At 62.2% G+C, this 246-nt stretch carries 1 pseudogene; it reads right to left on the bottom strand.

Going from position 1 to position 246, the window contains the following annotated elements:
• Nucleotides 1-91 precede the first annotated feature (91 nt).
• Nucleotides 92-209: pseudogene (locus ACPYOJ_RS36245) on the bottom strand (tripartite tricarboxylate transporter substrate binding protein); the annotation flags it as partial.
• Nucleotides 210-246: the final 37 nt, after the last annotated feature.

A 246-nucleotide genomic window follows, 5' to 3' on the forward strand; every position in this document is an offset into this window, starting at 1 on the left:
CCCCCCCCCCCCCCCCCCCCCCCCCCCCCCAAACCAGAAAACACCACCCCAGATGCAGCGTAGTCTCGTGGGCTCGGAGATGTGTATAAGAGACAGGCCTCATACTCGCCGGTCAGGCGTGCGATCGGCGTGACGTCCTTCAGTGTGATGGGCGACTTGTTGGTCAGGATTGCGCCGACCATGACGTAGCCGCCGACGATCAGTGCATTCGCTGTCTCTTATACACATCTGACGCTGCCGACGACT

The organism is Rhizobium sp. SVR5-9E, from assembly GCF_056755095.1.